Annotated in this window: 16 protein-coding genes; 12 read left to right on the forward strand and 4 right to left on the reverse strand. The window is 39.8% G+C overall.

Annotated elements, in window-relative coordinates; translation table 11 throughout:
* Window positions 1-70: 70 nt before the first annotated feature.
* The 3 genes from ACZ1GV_RS02005 to ACZ1GV_RS02015 all read right to left on the reverse strand — a co-directional run bounded on the left by ACZ1GV_RS02005 (window position 71) and on the right by ACZ1GV_RS02015 (window position 4,245).
* On the reverse strand, window positions 71-940 hold the full coding sequence (locus ACZ1GV_RS02005) for a DNA ligase (protein WP_472675022.1): 870 nt from the start codon (window positions 938-940) through the stop codon (window positions 71-73).
* A gap of 198 nt (window positions 941-1,138) precedes the next feature.
* Window positions 1,139-3,343 (reverse strand): S9 family peptidase, encoded by a 2,205-nt coding sequence (locus tag ACZ1GV_RS02010; protein ID WP_210560224.1) that lies wholly within the window; start codon window positions 3,341-3,343, stop codon window positions 1,139-1,141.
* A 161-nt stretch (window positions 3,344-3,504) separates the two neighbouring features.
* Entirely contained in the window at window positions 3,505-4,245 is a 741-nt protein-coding gene (locus ACZ1GV_RS02015; RefSeq protein ID WP_472675023.1) for a tRNA1(Val) (adenine(37)-N6)-methyltransferase, read from the reverse strand.
* Window positions 4,246-4,401: 156 nt separating this feature from the next.
* Between ACZ1GV_RS02015 and srmB the strand changes: the two genes are divergently transcribed.
* The 11 genes from srmB (at window position 4,402) to arfB (ending at window position 14,328) form a co-directional block, all read left to right on the forward strand.
* Window positions 4,402-5,625, forward strand: a complete 1,224-nt coding sequence (gene srmB, locus ACZ1GV_RS02020) for an ATP-dependent RNA helicase SrmB (protein ID WP_210560222.1) — start codon at window positions 4,402-4,404, stop codon at window positions 5,623-5,625.
* Window positions 5,626-5,699: 74 nt separating this feature from the next.
* On the forward strand, window positions 5,700-6,218 hold the full coding sequence (locus ACZ1GV_RS02025) for a retropepsin-like aspartic protease family protein (protein ID WP_210560221.1): 519 nt from the start codon (window positions 5,700-5,702) through the stop codon (window positions 6,216-6,218).
* Between the two features lie 140 nt (window positions 6,219-6,358).
* On the forward strand, window positions 6,359-7,204 hold the full coding sequence (gene nadC / locus ACZ1GV_RS02030) for a carboxylating nicotinate-nucleotide diphosphorylase (RefSeq protein WP_472675024.1): 846 nt from the start codon (window positions 6,359-6,361) through the stop codon (window positions 7,202-7,204).
* A gap of 273 nt (window positions 7,205-7,477) precedes the next feature.
* Window positions 7,478-7,957, forward strand: a complete 480-nt coding sequence (locus tag ACZ1GV_RS02035) for a pilin (RefSeq protein WP_472675025.1) — start codon at window positions 7,478-7,480, stop codon at window positions 7,955-7,957.
* A 310-nt stretch (window positions 7,958-8,267) separates the two neighbouring features.
* The gene (gene pilB / locus ACZ1GV_RS02040) at window positions 8,268-9,971 is read left to right on the forward strand and encodes a type IV-A pilus assembly ATPase PilB (protein ID WP_472675026.1); all 1,704 of its coding nucleotides are present in this window, start codon (window positions 8,268-8,270) and stop codon (window positions 9,969-9,971) included.
* 22 nt (window positions 9,972-9,993) lie between these two features.
* Window positions 9,994-11,229: a type II secretion system F family protein gene (locus tag ACZ1GV_RS02045; RefSeq protein WP_472675027.1), complete on the forward strand. Its 1,236-nt coding sequence runs from the start codon at window positions 9,994-9,996 to the stop codon at window positions 11,227-11,229.
* Window positions 11,230-11,302: 73 nt separating this feature from the next.
* Entirely contained in the window at window positions 11,303-12,199 is an 897-nt protein-coding gene (locus tag ACZ1GV_RS02050; RefSeq protein ID WP_472675028.1) for a prepilin peptidase, read from the forward strand.
* A 17-nt stretch (window positions 12,200-12,216) separates the two neighbouring features.
* Window positions 12,217-12,861 (forward strand): dephospho-CoA kinase, encoded by a 645-nt coding sequence (gene coaE, locus ACZ1GV_RS02055; RefSeq protein WP_472675029.1) that lies wholly within the window; start codon window positions 12,217-12,219, stop codon window positions 12,859-12,861.
* A gap of 60 nt (window positions 12,862-12,921) precedes the next feature.
* Entirely contained in the window at window positions 12,922-13,671 is a 750-nt protein-coding gene (locus ACZ1GV_RS02060; RefSeq protein WP_472675030.1) for a cell division protein ZapD, read from the forward strand.
* Window positions 13,672-13,682: 11 nt separating this feature from the next.
* Window positions 13,683-13,913, forward strand: a complete 231-nt coding sequence (yacG, locus tag ACZ1GV_RS02065) for a DNA gyrase inhibitor YacG (RefSeq protein ID WP_472675031.1) — start codon at window positions 13,683-13,685, stop codon at window positions 13,911-13,913.
* Between the two features lies 1 nt (window position 13,914).
* A complete protein-coding gene (gene arfB, locus ACZ1GV_RS02070) occupies window positions 13,915-14,328 on the forward strand; it encodes an alternative ribosome rescue aminoacyl-tRNA hydrolase ArfB (RefSeq protein WP_210560212.1) in 414 nt (137 codons plus the stop codon).
* 47 nt (window positions 14,329-14,375) lie between these two features.
* Here the strand turns inward: arfB and ACZ1GV_RS02075 are convergent, their stop codons facing one another.
* Window positions 14,376-15,800: a hypothetical protein gene (locus tag ACZ1GV_RS02075; RefSeq protein WP_472675032.1), complete on the reverse strand. Its 1,425-nt coding sequence runs from the start codon at window positions 15,798-15,800 to the stop codon at window positions 14,376-14,378.
* A gap of 206 nt (window positions 15,801-16,006) precedes the next feature.
* Here ACZ1GV_RS02075 and ndk point away from each other — a divergent pair, with 206 nt between their 5' ends.
* On the forward strand, window positions 16,007-16,438 hold the full coding sequence (ndk, locus tag ACZ1GV_RS02080; protein ID WP_155696217.1) for a nucleoside-diphosphate kinase: 432 nt from the start codon (window positions 16,007-16,009) through the stop codon (window positions 16,436-16,438).
* The last annotated feature ends 192 nt before the right edge of the window (window positions 16,439-16,630 follow it).

A 16,630-nucleotide genomic window follows, 5' to 3' on the forward strand; every position in this document is an offset into this window, starting at 1 on the left:
TTAAAAGCCCAGCCACTTTGGTTAACATCCAATAGCTGGGCTTTTTGTTATTTAATCTGGCTCAACGTTATTATTGTTCAGATATTAAATCCGTTCGTACCTTCGAAAATCGAGCAAATCTAGGCAATCCACTTTTACTAAATCCAGAATATTCATATGAAATTATATCGCCCACTTTAGGTGGGTTTTCGCGTTCTTTATCCGTAAAGCCAGAGCCAATTTTAAAAATTTGTCCTTTATTATTTCTAACCCACAACGCGCCTAACATACCTTTGTATTTGCCCTTCCCAGGCTGATAAGCGGTGACAACGGCTTCCGCATCGTAGAGCGGTTTTACTTTGAAAATGCCTTTGCTTCGTCCCCGTTCATATGTTGCATTACCAACGTTTAACATAACTCCTTCGCCTAATTCAGCGACGATATGGTTAAAGTATTTAGACAATTCAGCTTTATTATCGAAGACTGTATGAGTGACAAGTTTAAGCCAACTAGGGAAGGGCTGTTGTGAATCAAATATCGACTGAAGTCGTTCTTTACGCTGATAAAAAGCAAGGTTATTGATAGGTAAGTCAAATACCATGTATTTGATGTTACGCCATTCACTATCATCTGCGACCTTACGTCGAATAGCCGCAGATACATCGTCAAATCTATTTCTCGCTATCCATAGCTCACCGTCAAGCGCGTGAGTCGGAAAGGCTTCAGTGAACCAGGTTGGCGCATTGATTAGATTACCTTGCCGAGTTAAAAAGTGGCTACCTGTCCAATACGCTCGCACGCCATCGTATTTTTCACTGACATAAAAGCCTGAAGTATTGTTCGGCAAAGATGAAAGCATTTTTGTGCTGGCTAACATGACGTGTGGAATAGCATTGGATGCAAAAACAATTGGCGGTATTGTGATAATTAAACAAATGAGTAGGGTAATTAAAACAGGCATCTTCTTTCCTTTTTATTGAATATATTTAAAGGCTAGAAGAGGGCGAAAGTAAATTCCGCTGTACTTAGATAATCTGTACGGACAGTAAATAAAAAAGCCACTAAAATTAGTGGCTTTAAGAGGAGTGCTTCGCTAATCACGCGGGTTTGCGCTACTTACGTAAGAACGTCTCGTTTATTAGCTTAGCTGTAGGAACCGTTATAAGTTTTTATCAAAGTATCGAACAATTGTTTTTGCTAAATGTAAGCCTGTTTTCTTGCCTCGGATACTGTGCTTACTGCCAGGGTAAGTCATAACATCAAACTCTTTACCTAAGTCTTGTAAGTGCTTAAATAGCTTGGTTGCGTGAGTAAATAATACGTTGTCGTCCGCCATACCATGGTAAATTAACAAATCACCTTGTAGACCATCAGCGTACATAAATACGTTGCTCTTATCATAGTCTTTGCCATCAACGCCTGGGTGACCCGCGTAACGTTCAGTGTAATGTGTATCGTATAGTGTCCAGTCTGTTACTGGCGCTCCAGATACACCTACTTTAAATACATCAGGAGCTTTAAACATGCTCATAATTGTCATGTAACCACCGTAGCTGTGGCCATAAACACCAATTCGATCAGGGTCAACAAAGTCTAATGTTTTTACATAGTCCATCCCAACTAACTGGTCTTGTAATTCAACTTCGCCTAGGTGCTTATAAATAGGATCTTCAAACTTTTTACCACGATTGTAAGAACCACGATTATCAAGTTGGAAAACCACATAGCCTTTTTGGACTAAGTGTTGAAGTATAAAGTTACGACTACTCCAACTATTTGTCACAAGTTGAGCGTGAGGTCCGCCATAAACATAGTTGATAACAGGGCGTTTACCTTTGAACCCTTGAGGTTCAAAAATACGGTAATGCAATATTTGGCCATCTTCAGCAGTTAATGTGCCAAAACGAGGTTTAACCCAGTCAGAAAGATACGGATAAAGCGCATGATCTTTGTTTACTTGATTTTGCTCCATCCAAGTTAGCATTTCACCTGAAGCTTTATGCAAACTCACTTGTGTAGGCTGCGCTGTGTTGGAATATGAATCTAAATAAATACTAGAGTCTTTCGAAAAAGTAATACTATGGAAACCGCTACGCTTAGAAACCTTAGTGATCTTTTGAGGTTGATCTAAATTGACGCTATAAAGATGACGCTCAGTAGGTGTGTCTTTTCGACCCGTGAAATAGACGTTACCGGTAGACTTATCGAAGCCCTCTAAAGAATCAACTATCCAATCACCTTTCGTTAACTGCGATAATACTTTGCCGTTATAGTCGAAGTGATAAATATGTTGGAATCCATCACGCTCAGACGCCCATAAAAAACTATCGTCTAAATAAACGAGTGCTTCATGTAAATTAATCCACGTATCTGACTGTTCGGTAATAATGACTTTTTGAGACAATGATTGGCGGTCAACAAAACGAAGCTCTAATTTGTGCTGAGCTCGGTTTTGCCACTGATAACTAAATGTGTTGCTATTAGGTAACCACTTACCGCGTGTTAAATAAATGTCTTTATCTTTGCCTAAGTCTATCCAACGAATCGCGTCTTCCGACTTAGTTACATCAAGTAAACCAAGTTCGATATTTACGTTGTTAGTACCGGCGAACGGATAACGTTGATTAAATAGCTTAATGCTATCGGCGTATATTTCGTTACGGGTTGCCACTTGTACCGGAGTTGTGTCTACTTTTGTAAGTGCAATCGTCGACTCATCAGGAGACCACCAATAACCTGTCATTCGCTTCATTTCTTCTTGAGCAACAAATTCGGCCATTGCAAATTTTGTTGTTTCACCACCCGATGTGGTTAATGCTCTTGTTTTGCCCGTTTGAATGTCGATTACATATAAGTTCTGATCGCGAACAAATGAGACAAACGTGCCTTTTGGCGAGAACTTAACATCCGTTGCAAAACCTTCACCATTAGTTAATTTTTTAGCTTTACTTGAACCAAGTTTGAAGTAAAAAATGTCACCGTTTAATGGGAATAGTAGTGCAGAGCCATCTGCAGAGAAGGTATATTCCAAAATGCCTTTGCCAAAAATACGTTGGCGCTCACGACGTGCCTTTTCCTCGTCAGATAAGTTTTCTGGTCCAGATACCAATGACTCTGAGTCAACCAGCATTGAACGTTTGCCAGTTTCAACATTGTATTGCCACAAATCAAAACGGTTGTAGTCGTCTTCTCGCGCTTGAATGTATGTTGCGCGCTGACCATCAGGGGACAGTTTTAATTTTTTTGGCGCAGTGCCTGATAGGGAAGGATCGTCATATATGCGTTCCAGTGTTAATTTTTCAGCGTGTGCCGTTGAGCATAAAACAACAGCAAATGCACACAGGGTGTTAATGAGTTTTTTCATATTATTTTCTTATCGTTAACAGATTAACAAAATAGAGCTAACTGCGCTCTGGGGTGAGGCAATAATGCCAGAAGTTTACTAGCGATTAAATAGATAAGAGTTTGATATTGAGTTTAAAAGGATGAGTGTGGAAATTGCCCGTTGCAAAATCAGGATAACAACTAAATAACGAGTGTTGGCATTTTTAAGTAAAATGGATAACACAAAGAAACGAAACTTGGGTGATATTCTCCGGTTTCGTTTCTAATAGTTATTGCCGACTCTTCCACTGTTAATGTGTTTTCCCTCAATGACGCACTTAATGCTAGGCTAATTAAAACTCTGTTAGCTTGCTTTTTGTTCGTTGGCTTGATGTAAGTTAGTGCCTGCTTATTAAATCCTGCTTGTTCTGCAATATTAAGAAAAACAGAGGCTTCCGTTGTCGGTAAAATCAAATCAAATCTGCCACCGGGCTTAAGTTTTTGCTTGGCAATAACGACTAAATCCGAGAAGGGTAAACCCGAATTATGTCTTGCGGTATTTCTTGCAGCATCATCGCCAACTAACGAGTCGCTAAAATAAGGTGGATTGCAGATAATTAAGTCATAGATTTGCTCTACAGCATCACGATTTTGATCCGACTCATGACTCCAGTCTAAAACGTCAGTATTGAACACTCTAAACGAGCTAGCCCATGGGCTTTTCGAAAAGTTAAAACGAGCTTGTAAAGCCGCATCCTTATCAATTTCGATGGCATCGACTCTTACAAAAGGTAGTCCACTCTTATTGGTGAGGTCATGTAGCCGTTGCGCTACCATTAACGATAATAATCCAGTGCCGGTGCCTATATCCAACACTCGATTGGTGTCATTGTTGATGTGCGCCCAAGCACCCAAAATAATGCCATCGGTGCTAACTTTCATTGCACACTTGTCGTGCCAAATACTAAATTGTTTAAAGCGAAAGTTAGGTTTTGCGGCCATGGTCAATTTTAGGCTATCCGTTATGCGAGAATTTCCGCTATAATAGCAAATCTCTGTCTGTTCCCAAGACATAAGCGTAAACAACTCGGAAATTGCATGACATTTAGTGAATTTGATTTAGACAGCCGTTTAGAAAAGGGTATTAACTCTTTAGGCTACGTAAAACCAACCAAAGTACAACAAGCGGCAATTCCCGAAGCGCTAGAAGGTCTTGATATATTGGCCAGTGCGCCGACAGGAACCGGTAAAACAGCCGCATTCTTAATTCCAGCGATACAATATTTATTAGACTTCCCACGCAATGCCCCCGGTTTTGCGCGTGTCATGGTGTTAGCGCCAACGCGAGAATTGGCTTATCAAATTCATGAAGTTGCTGAAGGTTTATGTAGTAGCACCGATTTAAAGATTGGCGTGATCACGGGCGGTATTAATTACGGTAGCCATAAAGATATTCTTGAGAAAAATAATGACATCCTGATCTCAACACCAGGGCGTTTAATGGAATACATGGATGCTGAAACCTTTCACTGTGAAAACGTGGAAATCTTAGTTTTAGATGAAGCTGATCGCATGTTAGACATGGGTTTCAGAAACTTTATGACTCGAATTGCGGAAGAATCTCGAAACCGTAAGCAGGCTATGTTGTTTAGTGCAACGCTAGAAGGTCGCGGTATTATTGAGTTTTCAAAACAAGTTTTAAATGAAGCTGCTCGAATTGATTGCGACGCTCCGAGACGGGAACGAGGCAAAATAGTCGAGTGGACACACTTAGCGGACAGCCACGATCACAAAGTGGCGATGTTGATGAATTACCTTCAACAAGAAGATGTTCAAAAATCAATTATCTTTGTAAAAACACGTGAGCGATTAGAAGCCTTAGTGCAAACGTTACAAAGTGAAGGGATTTATGCGACTTATTTGCAAGGTGAAATGCCTCAAGATAAGCGTATGAAAGCTATAGATAAAATGAAAAACGGACGAGCAAAAGTTCTGGTTGCTACCGACGTAGCCGCTCGTGGTTTAGATATCAACGATATAACCCATGTTATTAACTTTGATATGCCTAGAACTGCAGACGTTTATGTACACCGAATTGGCCGTACAGCTCGTGCAGGCGCGAAAGGTTTCGCCATTAGCTTTATCGAAGCGCACGAAATGCCGGTATTGAAAAAAATTGAACGATACACAGATCAAGTCTTTAAACACCGCAAAATTGCAGGTTTAGAGCCTAAAAATAAAGAAGCTAAAGTGCCGGCGAAAAAGAAAAAGCCGCATAAGAAAAAATTAGCCAAGGCAAAGGCAAAAAAATCGAAGAAGTAAGTTAGGCCGTATAACTAAAAAGATTTTTACATACGGCATTAGGTTTTAATTAACTTACATTAAAAGGGAAAACCATGAGCAATGACAATATTAAAATCGGTAAACAGTTCTCGTTTATTTTTTGGATACTATTTTTAGTCATAGGTTATTGGTTTTTCTCTGATCAACTCGCATCGCAACAGAATCCAAATCAACGGCCAGTTAGTTTTGTAGATGGCTCAACAAGTACATTAGTCCTGAAACGCAATCGACAAGGGCACTATGTTACATCGGGCTATATAAATAACCAGCCTGTAACGTTTTTATTAGATACCGGAGCAACCGATGTGGCGGTGCCTGAAGCTATCGCTAATCAAATTGGTTTGCAAAAAGGTCAGCCGGTAAGAGTGGGTACCGCAAATGGCACAGCCGTCGCTTATCGCACTGAAATTGATCAATTACGCATAGGGGAGCTTAGATTAAATAATCTTCGCGCTTCTGTCTTGCCGGGCATGAAGTCAAATCAGATATTGCTTGGTATGAGCGCACTTAAACAAGTGTCTTTTTCTCAAGTTGGCGATGAGCTCACCATACAGTTGAGCCAAGGTTATTAAAGATGGTATCCGTGTCAATAAAAGTGATCATAGTTTATAAATAGCACGCATAGCACTTTGCAAAGTAGATAATGAAAAAAATAAACCGTTAAGCAGTCCCTGTTATTGCTTACCTTTTTAGTTAATTTTAGGAACGTAAAATGTATAAGTCGTTAATTCCTCTACAAGTGTCACAAGCATTACTTGAGGACTTAAATAATCAAGATGCCTCTGCTGATATTACCGCGCAACTTATTCCAGCCGATGCCAAGGCATCAGGTAAAGTGATTACCCGACAAGATGCAGTCATCTGTGGTGTTGAATGGGTTAACGAAACGTGCAAACAGGTAGATAAAAACATTTCAATAACTTGGTTAGTGCAAGACGGTGACAAGGTAAAAGCGAATCAAACTTTGTTTACATTTGAAGGACCAGCTCGCACAATTTTAACGGCAGAACGTACGGCATTAAATTTTTTGCAAACCCTATCAGCAACGGCAACATCAACAGCTAGCTACGTAAATTTTGTAAAAGAACTTGGTAGTAAAACTGAAATTTTAGACACTAGAAAAACGATTCCTGGACTTAGGCTTGCACAAAAATATGCCGTTACTTGCGGTGGCGGTAAAAACCATCGGATTGGTTTATTTGATGCGTATTTGATTAAAGAGAATCATCTCCAGGCTGCTGGTGGTATCCACGCTGCGGTTGGTCAAGCCAAACAGTTAAATCCTGGCAAACCAATTGAAGTTGAAGTGGAGTCTTTAGATGAGTTGCAACAGGCTATCGACGCTGGGGCTGATATTGTGATGTTAGATAACTTTTCCGTTGAGCAAACAAAGCAAGCGGTTGAAGTTGCAGAAGGTCGGGTTAAATTAGAAGCGTCAGGCAACATGGATGGAGAGAAGTTTAAACAATACGCTTCGTTAAATGTTGACTATATTTCTATCGGTGGTTTAACAAAACACATCAATGCAATTGATCTTTCCATGCGATTTAATGACTGAACTTAAATTTTGTACCAGTTTTGGCTTGCAATTAGGTAGCAAAGTAGTGTAAAAATTCCGGTGACTGGTTTTCGTGTTCGCAATTGATGTAAGTTGGATGCAAATTTAGTAAAACTGTCGATAAATTATTAGTGACGAATAAAAAGTGTCCTTGGATACGAGGTTTAACACGTTGAATTGAAATTCATTCTTGTAATTTCATTTAACTTAGTCACAATGGAAACAATTTTAAACAATAATAATTTCATGAAAATACATATCAGGAGTATGAATATGAAAAACCGTCAACAAAAAGGTTTTACCCTTATTGAATTAATGATCGTAATCGCGATCATCGGTATCTTGGCATCGGTAGCGGTTCCTCAGTACCAGTCTTACACTTTACGAACTGAAGCAACGACATCAGTAGCGTCAAATTTACGCCCACTACAAAATGCGATTGCAGAATTTGCAGCTCTAAATAATGCATTACCGACAACTATAGACCATTTCACAAGTGTCGGTTATGTTGATCCAGCTACAAACGCTGCTTGGACAAGCTTAACAGCAATGGGTGGTTCTGGCGATGTCGATACGTTAGGCTGGGTAGGAACTACAGGCGTTATAACTGTTACATTTACTGATGGCGTAGATGAGCCGACTGAATTTAAAGCCAAAACGGTACTTATCACAGCAACTCTTACTAACGGTGTCGTTTCTTATGAAGTAACTGGCGGTACACTAAATCCTCAATACCGTCCTCGAATCGGTTAAAGCTATCTACAACCTCGCCTTTAATCTAAAGGTTTAGGTTACGTTCCAAAAGGTCACTTCGGTGGCCTTTTTTGATCGTGTTTTTTAACTACAAGTTGCAAAAAGTCGTGTTCATTAATCTACTTTTAAAAATAACCATTTAAAACTGTTTGTCCCTAAGTTGGTTACTTTAATCAGCTTTTAAAATCTAGACCTATAATTTGTACAAAATTCCAGTAAATCCCTAATTCCTTTTAAGAAACGGTTGCTACCTAGCGCCAAGCACTACATAATCTTATTTAATAATAATCAGGATTAGTTTATTTAAGATATGCCAAATACGTACAAAGGTGCACTGCTTAGACAGCTACTAAGCCATCAACTGATTTCGGATGAAGACGTTGAAAAAGCCAAAGCAAACCGTAGCCAATACCATTCAATGCCAGAAACCTTGGTTGCTGAGAATATCGTCTCGGCGGAAAATCTTGTTTTGTTTGTTAGTCAACGTTTTGGCGTGCCACGTTTTGATATTAGCCAGTTTGATATCGCCACAATTCCTGAAGATGTAAAAAATGAAAAGCTGGCCTTAAAACATCAAGTTTTACCGGTAGCTAAAAAAGGTCGAACTTTATTCTTAGCTACAAGCGATCCTACCGACGTATCGGCACAAGAAGATTTTGAGTTTAATACTGGTATGCAAACTGAGTTTGTAGTGTGTGAACCAGGGCCACTTGCCGCCATGATCCATCATGCCTTTTCTTCACTTGAAGAAGGTTTAGGCGTAGATGAAAGTGACATGCTTGAGTTGGCCGATTTAGAAACTGAGTCAATAGATACCAACGAAAATGTTAATGATGAAAGTGGCTCAGACGATGCTCCAATCGTTGTTTACATTAATAAAATCTTAATGGACGCGATTCGAAAAGGCGCGTCGGACTTACATTTTGAACCATACGAAAAAGAATACCGAATTCGATTTCGTGTAGATGGCATATTAACAGAAGTGGCAAAACCACCAACAGCGTTAGCAGGGCGACTGTCAGCGCGTATAAAAGTTATCTCAAATCTTGATATTGCCGAAAAGCGTAAGCCGCAAGATGGGCGAATTAAGTTAAAAATATCAGCTAAAAAATCCATCGATTTTCGTGTCAGTACGTTACCAACCATTTGGGGCGAAAAAGTGGTAATGCGTATCCTTGACTCATCAAGCGCCATGTTAGGCATTGATGTACTTGGCTACGAAGAAGAGCAAAAGCGTTTGTACATGGAAGCGCTCGAGCAACCACAAGGCATGATTTTGGTAACTGGACCAACGGGTTCAGGTAAAACAGTATCACTTTATACCGGTTTAAATATTCTTAATACGCCAGAGCGAAACATCTCAACGGCGGAAGATCCGGTAGAAATTAACTTATCAGGCATAAACCAAGTTCAAATGAATGTGAAGGCCGGTTTAGACTTTGCATCTGCGCTAAAAGCCTTTTTACGACAAGATCCTGACATCATCATGGTTGGTGAGATCCGAGACTTGGAAACTGCCGAAATATCGATTAAAGCGGCACAAACTGGTCACTTAGTTTTATCGACACTGCACACAAACTCAGCGCCAGAAACACTAACGCGTTTAGCTAACATGGGCGTGCCGGCGTATAACATCGCTAGTTCCGTATCACTGATTATTGCGCAGCGACTCGCGCGTCGTTTATGCTCAAAATGTAAAGAGCCAGAAACGGACCTGCCAGAGCAAGAACTAATACGTGAAGGTTTTAGCCAAGAGCAAATAAAAACCATGACGCTGTTTAAGCCGGTTGGTTGTAATGATTGTACTAATGGCTACAAAGGCCGAGTGGGTATTTACGAAGTCTTAAAGCTGAGCGAACGAATGCGTACTATTATCATGGAAGGCGGTAACTCACTAGATATTGCCAAACAAGCGGACGCAGAAGGTGTAAACAATCTTCGTAAGTCTGGTTTGATTAAGGCTGCCTCTGGGATGACGAGCCTTACCGAAGTTAACCGCGTAACAAACTCTTAACCAAGGAAAATAAGCGAAAATTATGGCAGATAACAACAAGAAAAAAGCCGTTAAAAAGCAGATTGCCTACGTTTATGAAGGATTAAATCGCCGTGGTGGTAAAATTAAAGGCGAAATGTTCGCCATGTCGCCAACCGAAGCGAAAGGACTATTAAAAAAACAAGGCATCACGCCCACCAAGGTTCGTAAAAAGCCAACACCTTTATTTGGTTCGGGTAATAAACCAGTTGATAGCAAAGACATCGCGGTACTAACTCGACAAATAGCAACTATGCTAACTGCCGGCGTACCACTAGTGCAATCACTTGAAATGATCGCCAAAGGGGCCGAAAAACCTAACCTTCAAAAGCTCGTTACCGACGTTTTAATGCACGTTCAGTCGGGCTCTCCAGTCGCAGACGCTTTAAGAACGCAGCCTAAGTACTTTGATGAGCTATATTGTGATCTTGTGGAATCAGGTGAAAAGTCAGGCGCGCTAGACAGCATTTTCGATCGAATCGCCGTTTATAAAGAAAAATCCGAAGCCCTTAAGTCTAAAATCAAAAAAGCCATGACATACCCAATCGCGATTTTAGCGATTTCATTTATCGTTGTGGGTATCTTGTTGGTGTATGTAATTCCTAGCTTTGAAGACATATTTGCAAGTTTTGGTGCTGAATTGCCTGCACCAACTCAAATGGCCATTGCTGCCTCAAAAGTTGCGCAAGACTATTGGGTTTATGTTGTTGCCGGTATAGCCGTTGGGATTTATTTGTTTAAACGAGCATTAAGAACCAACAAACGCTTTGCTGACTCTATGGATGCCTTGTTATTAAAAGCGCCCATTGTCGGTAATATTGTTAATAAAGGTGCCATCGCTCGATATGCACGAACGCTTTCCACCACTTTTGCAGCCGGTGTACCATTGCACGAAGCGTTAAGTTCTGCTGCTGGAGCTTCGGGGAATGCAGTTTATAAGCGTGCAATTCAAGAAATTAAAGCGGATGTGTCGGCGGGTAACATGATGCATGTGGCAATGCGCGCAACGGATCTGTTTCCTGATATGGTAACTCAAATGGTTTCAATTGGTGAAGAATCGGGTGCGTTAGACACTATGCTTGAGCGAGTTGCAAACGTATACGAGCAAGAAGTAGATGACGCTGTAGATGGTATTACAGCACTAATAGAACCGTTTATTATGGTATTTCTAGGCACCATCATTGGTGGTCTTATTGTTGTTATGTACTTACCTATCTTCCAAATGGGTAATGCAGTATAACGATTAATTGCCGACTTTATATTTTATTGATGGTCGGCCCTTTTCTATAAATTAATGAGCAGAAGATCTTTTCATGTTTGATCAGTTTTTTTATTTATTGGAACACTCCAATATTTTTTTAATCTCGTTTGTTACGATTTTATCGTTATTAGTTGGTAGCTTTTTAAACGTTGTCATTTATCGACTGCCGGTAATGATGGAAAAGCAGTGGGCGTGTGAATGCCGAGAACTGTTGGAAGACGAGTTAAAAAACACGAAAAAATCTCAAAAGCAATCTGAACGAGACTTACAGTTCAACTTAGTGAAACCCGACTCACACTGTCCATCGTGCAACGCACCAGTAAAAGCATGGCAAAATATTCCAGTATTGAGCTATTTACTACTAAAAGGTAAATGTGGCTCATGTGCGAACCCAATTTCAATACGTTATCCAGCTATCGAGCTACTGACTGCAGTCGCTTCTGCGATTGTTGCGGTAAAATTTGGTTATTCGCTCCAGACTGTCTTTTTAGTGTTATTAACTTGGGTATTTGTTTGCTTGATATTTATTGATATCGACAAAATGTTATTGCCAGATCAGCTTACTTTACCGTTATTATGGCTAATGTTAATGGCGTCGGTTTGGAACGTATTCTTAGAGCCGAAGTGGGCTATCATTGGTGCCGCTGCAGGTTATTTAAGTTTATGGTTTGTTTACTGGGGTTTTAAGCTCCTAACCGGTAAAGAAGGCATGGGTTTTGGCGACTTTAAATTGCTTGCGGTCATTGGTGCGACGGTGGGTATCGTAAAGTTACCTATGGTGATTCTGCTATCTTCTGCGGTCGGTGCAGTAATTGGCTTAAGTATGATGGCTTTTGGGGATAAAACCAAAAACTCTCAAATTCCGTTTGGCCCTTATTTAGCCATTGCAGGTTGGTTAACCATGCTTTGGGGTGATGAAATGCTAAACGGTTACCTGTCATTGTTATAACCAGCAAAGGTTGATATGTGACTTCAAATACGATCCGCAATTCTAATCTAAAATTATCCACGGCTCCGGTTGTTATCGGACTAACTGGTGGCATTGGCTCCGGGAAAACGGCCGCCAGCGATATGTTCGCTGAATTTGGTGTTACCGTTGTTGATGCAGATGTGGTTGCACGAGAGGTTGTTGAGCCTGGTTCGCCAGTTTTAGTGCAAATTGCTAACACCTTTGGCAAAGACGTTTTATTATCAGATGGTAGGCTTAATCGAGCTAAATTACGTGAACTTATTTTTACGAATGAAAAAGATAAGGTCGCGTTAAATAATATAATGCAACCGGCAATTAGGCAGGCCTTATTAAAACAACTTAGCGAGGCAACTTCTACGTATGTTATTTTGTCGGCACCGTTACTGCTTGAAAATGGTTTAGAGCAATATTGTCATCGTGTGTTAGTCGTTGATGTTCCTTATCAAACTCAATTAAATCGCGCCTCACAAAGGGATCAAGTTTCTACTGAACAAATAACAGCTATTATTGCCAGCCAAATTGATCGTGATAGCAGATTAGCCAAAGCGGATGATGTGATTGATAACAATCAAGATTTGGTATTTCTTAAAGAGCAAGTTGTTAAATTACATAATAAATATTTGACACTTGGGATTGGTTAACTCATATTGGAATAACTTGTTGCCAGTTGGACTAATAACAATAAAAAAGTACGGTTAACCATGAATTCTGTTGTTTACGAACACCCACTAAATGAAAAAGTAAGACTATTAATGCGCTTGGAATTGCTTTTCACGCAATTGTCTGCCCATCAAGATGTCAGTGAACAAATTCATATCCAGCCTTTTTTTAGTGCATTATTTAGTACCATAGAGGTATTAGAGCGTAATGATATTCGTGGCACGTTAACGTACTACCTCGATTTACTTGAAAAAAGCATGTTACGTTGGTCTGCGCATCCTGAAATTCATAATGAATCTCTCCAAAAAAACCTCAAAGAAACTATCAACCTACAATCTCAAATATCAAAAATGAGTAAAGCTTGTCAGGTTTTAAAAGAAGATAAATTTTTAGCGAGTCTGCGTCAGCGCTTTGGTATTGCCGGCGGTACTTGTGACTTTGATTTACCTCAGTTTCATTACTGGCGACTTATGCCTATTGAACAGCGTCAAGAAAATATAAAAACCTGGTTAAACGTATTGGCGCCACTAGAACAAGCTTTAAACTTCTCACTTTTATTTATTCGAGAGTCTGCAGAATTTTCGACACAGCATGCCAACAAAGGGTTTTATCAAGACAGCTGTAACGATAGTGTATCCTTACTTCGTGTTAAGTACGATCCTGAGCTTGGCTATTTCCCCACGGTAAGCGGAAGCAACCGACGTTTTGCAATTAGCTTTATGAAGCCAGATAAAAGCTCTGTAAAAACTTCTGTCAGTGATACAATCGAGTTTGAATTAGCAAACTGTTGATTGGGTAAAGCATGACAACAAAAGTGAACTGTCCTACTTGTGATACAAAAGTAACGTGGGAACCAGCCTCTGAATTTAGACCATTTTGTAGCAAGCGCTGCCAGCTGATTGATTTAGGCGAATGGGCGAGTGAGTCTAATCGTATTGCTGAGTCGCCGTTAGTCTCGTCGATGTCAGAATCTGAATTAGATCAAATTGAGCGACTGTTAGAAGAGCGCGCTTCAGGCTATTTGAATAGTTAATATGATTGTAATCAACGACAATGTTAGCTTGGCCGATAATGAAATCGAAATTCATGCGATCCGTGCGCAGGGCGCGGGTGGACAAAACGTAAATAAAGTATCATCCGCTATCCATCTAAGATTTGATATAAAAGCCTCGAGTCTACCTTTGTTTTACAAAGAGCGACTTTTGGCGATGAAAGATTCGAGAGTGACAAAAGATGGTGAGCTGATCATTAAGTCTCAACAAAGCCGAACACAACAACAAAACCGAGATACGGCAATTGAGCGACTGGTTGAAATTATCCGCTCGGCGATAAAGACGCTACCACCTAGAAAAGCAACAAAACCGACGCGTTCATCCCAGAGAAAAAGGCTCGATAGCAAAACAAAACACGCACAGATTAAAAAAGCACGTGGCAAAGTAGATTTCTAAGGCGGCCACTTATGGCTCAAGCACTTGGGGTTCGGGTGTGTGATCGACTAATTGGTTTTAAGTGTGTTATCACGTCGCCAGAATGTGTCTTGATTGATTTCAATTTCCCAAAACTCAGCCGGGTTCCATGTGAATCCCCTCGGAAATTGTTTTTCATAATAAGCGCTGCCAAAATCCGAGCTCTTTCGGGCTTGCTCGTTCAATAGATTGGACTCATAACTTACTAAGGTTTGCGAAAAGTCATCGTATTTGATTTGCCGACGAGTCATTTGTTTTACTATGGCACTGTTATACTCAGGAGGATTCATGCCAATAACAATAGCTCTTTCTGGCTGCCCAGACTCTTTAGAAATAAAATAAATGCCAGAGCCTAGTGGAAATTGTCCAACCATTTTTAAAAACTGCTTACCAAAACCCGCATGGATGAGCTCTTTGTCTATTCCGCTTTTAATAATATCGTAGGCTTTATAAATAATAGAATAGTCGTGCTTAGGCTTAGTAGACAGCAAAAACGACGAGTAAATCATTGGGATACGAAGCAGGTTACCCATAGCATTATTTGGTTTCACATAACCTTTTAAAATTGATTCTGTTAAATCGTAACGATTAACGGCATTTTTATAATCTTCCGCTTCTTGAAAACTAAAGGCTTCTTGATCTGGTTTGCCTAAACCATATTCTAAATATCGATTTGTATTTTCAAAAATGGCTTTAATCAAGCCTTCTCGCTCTTTGTCATTTAGTAGTCGGTAACGATTGCCTTTATAAAACTGGCTGGCATCAACACTGTAACTACCAATTTGATGAATCAATGATGCTATTACAATTGGCCTAAGCACTTCGCATATATAATGATTCAACATGTCAGGATTTGGCTCTAGAACATCTTCATTATCTGCACTTGGAACCATAGTTGGTACTTTTTCTAAAATGCTTTTATCGTCGATCAAGTTGTGTTCGACTAGGTTGTGAAAAAGGCACGCTGTCCAAGCCGCAATGTAAATTGGTTTGTTTTTTTCATTGCTAGGGCAACGCGAATGCGCAGAGGGTAAAGGTGAACGTAGCACCAGAGTAGTTATAAACTTATTCGCGTCTTTTTCATTAAGGGTATTTTCTATAATAATATCAGCAAGCTCATTAACCATTGCAGTGCGACGGCGATATCCACCTAAGATACGAGGCTCTAGCGTTTTTATTGCAGCACGACTTTTATCTATAATTTGTTGTAATTCGTTAAGATAGGCTTCGGTATCAGATTGATCTTTAATTGCCGGGTAATAACCATTACTTTTTTCAAAAGCAATAATAGTTTCGAGTTGATGTTTAGCTTCATTTAAACGATTTTGTTCTTTTTGGTAGCGGCCAATAGTGTCATCAAACTCGAGATAAAATTGTTCAGCGTCACCGATCAGAGCCAGGTACTTATTTTTGACCTGCTTTAACACGTCGGTGATGAACAAAGATGATGCCATTAAAAATCCTTAAAAAAGCTATATTATTTATATAGTTGTAATGCATAAGTTAGCACGGTGCTAAATCTAAAGCATAGAGTTTGATTACTACATTATGTTATTGAATGATAAATATAAGCAAACATATTTTTTTTACAAAACTTCGCGTATAATTCGCGCCCAGAATTTAGAATCTTTAATTTTAATTTATATAATGGAGTTTAACCATGGCGTTAGAACGTACTTTTTCAATTATCAAACCAGACGCAGTAGCTAAAAACGTAATCGGTGCTATCTACAACCGTTTCGAATCTGCTGGTCTACGTATCGTAGCATCAAAAATGGTACACCTTTCACAAGAACAAGCTGAAGGTTTCTATGCTGAGCACAGCGAACGTCCTTTCTTTGGCGCTCTAGTATCTTTCATGACTTCTGGTCCTGTTATGGTTCAAGTTTTAGAAGGCGAAAACGCTGTTCTTAAAAACCGTGAAATCATGGGTGCGACTAACCCTGCTGAAGCACTTGCTGGTACTTTACGTGCTGACTATGCTGCATCTATCGACGAAAATGCGGTACACGGTTCTGACGCTCCTGAGTCAGCTGCACGTGAAATCGCATACTTCTTCTCTGCTGACGAACTTTGCAACCGCACTCGTTAATTTTTGCAGATAAGAATTAAATAAAAAGGACTTTAGCTTGCTAAGGTCCTTTTTGTATTTTTTGCTATAACTCTTTTAATTTTTTTATGCTACGTGAACCGCGACTCACATAAGTAGTAATAAAAGTAATTTAGGCAGGGGTTATAGCAAAAACTATGTACGCGTGTAACAACGCATCTTAATAACGATACA

This window comes from Psychrosphaera sp. HA2-10 (assembly GCF_055693745.1).